The sequence below is a fragment of the Streptomyces sp. NPDC048506 genome (genome assembly GCF_040651315.1).
Lineage (GTDB): Bacteria > Actinomycetota > Actinomycetes > Streptomycetales > Streptomycetaceae > Streptomyces.
Map to the genome: position 1 here is coordinate 1 of NZ_JBEZIX010000127.1, position 1,671 is coordinate 1,671.

1 protein-coding gene and 1 pseudogene are annotated in these 1,671 nt (G+C 70.0%); one reads left to right on the plus strand and one right to left on the minus strand.

Going from position 1 to position 1,671, the window contains the following annotated elements; all coding sequences use genetic code 11:
- Positions 1-888: 888 nt before the first annotated feature.
- Positions 889-1,383: pseudogene (locus AB0C96_RS43025) on the plus strand (transposase); the annotation flags it as partial.
- Positions 1,384-1,404: 21 nt separating this feature from the next.
- Here the strand turns inward: AB0C96_RS43025 and AB0C96_RS43030 are convergent.
- Positions 1,405-1,671: SDR family oxidoreductase (locus AB0C96_RS43030; protein ID WP_362925753.1), on the minus strand; the 267-nt coding region annotated here is incomplete at its 5' end.

Consider the following 1,671-nt stretch of genomic DNA (forward strand, 5'->3'; position numbering starts at 1 on the left):
GATGAACACGTACAGTGCCGCCAGAAGGGCGTCCAGGTTTGTCGTCACACACGAGCCAACGGGCGCCCTTCGCCATGGTCGCGGCCAGCACAAACATCGGACTCATTCATCTAGTGGCCCGGAGGTAGGAGATCCTGCGCCGTCCGTGCCGTGAGGTGACCGAGCTCAGCACCTCGGAGTCGCCGTCAGCTCGCTTGCGCAGCGGTCGCGGCCAGCTGCTCGGACCGGTGCCGAACGCAGACCGTCCGGCCTGGCAGCGCGGCGCGGTCGCAAGGCGCGTCGTTGCTGCCGTCGCACACCACAGACCGCGGCTGCTCTTGGGCGACGGCAGCGGCCGCGAGGTCCTCACCCTCCTCCCGGCACAGCTTGCACAGCCCGGCAGCCACGGCCCGACCAGTCAGAAAGGTCCGGCAGCCGCACTCGCCGCAGGTACCGCGCGGCGGACCCTCCACCTCACGCTGCGGCGGAGCCGCGGTCGCTGCGCGGGGGGGCTCACACTCGGCGCACGCACCGGTCCGGCCGAGCCGGCTGCCGTGCTCCGGGCACAGCCCGGCGGCCAGCAGCTGCTCTCGCCGCATGCGGTCCCGCTCAGCACGGCGGTCGGCGATTACTTCCTCGCATACCGGACCGAACCGGCCGCTGGACCACAGCACGCCCGACTCGCAATCCATCAGCCCGCAGCCCCAGCGCGGCAGTGCCACCCCGAGCAGCCACCGGCCGGGGTCCCGGATATCCGACGGTGAGGTCCGGGCGAACCGGACATCAGCCGGTGGTGCAGCCGCTCAGCGTCCATCCCGCCCGCCAGCTGGCGGCCGACTTTCCGGGCGATCTTCCGCTCCATGAACGGGTTGTTCACCCGTGTCAGCAGCCAGTGCACCGGCTCCAGCACCGGCCACCTACCACCGCACCCAGGAGGTGCGGTACTTCCACGGCTGCTACTCGGTCGGCGACGACACCCTGTGGGGCGTCAACCGGCGCAAGAAGGGCTCCGGGAACACGCTGGCCGCGCTGAAGTCGATCCGCGCCGCCCGGCTCGACGGCGCCCCGATCTACGTGATCCTGGACAACCTGTCCGCCCACAAGGGCGCCGACATCCGCCGTTGGGCGAGCAAGAACAAGGTCGAGTTGTGCTTCACCCCGACCTACGCCTCGTGGGCGAACCCCATCGAGGCGCACTTTGGACCGCTGCGGCAGTTCACCGTCGCCAACTCGAACTCTCCCAACCACACCGTGCAGACCCGAGCCCTCCACGCCTACCTGCGCTGGGGCAACGCCAAAGCCCGCCACCGCGACGTCCTGGCCGCCGAGCGCAAGGAACGCGCCCGCATCCGCGGCGAGAGGGGCATCCGCTGGGGTGGACGTCCCCTTGCCGCCGCGGCCTGAACAACCGGTGAACCTATGCGGTCAGAGCACATAGAGTTGCGAAGCCCCTCCGTCAACAGGGAACTCCGTTCCCGTCGAGAAGGTCGCACCGAACGCCAAGTACGCCACCGCGGCGGCCACTTCCTCGGACATCCGCAGCCGCTGCATGGGGTTGGTGCTCCGGTAGGTGTCCTTCATCGTCTCGACGACGTCGGCGGGCAAGGAGCGGTCCAGGATGCCGGTGTCGATCGGGCCGGGGCTCACGGCATTGACGCGCACCTTGCGCGGCAGCAACTCGCGGGCCAGGGT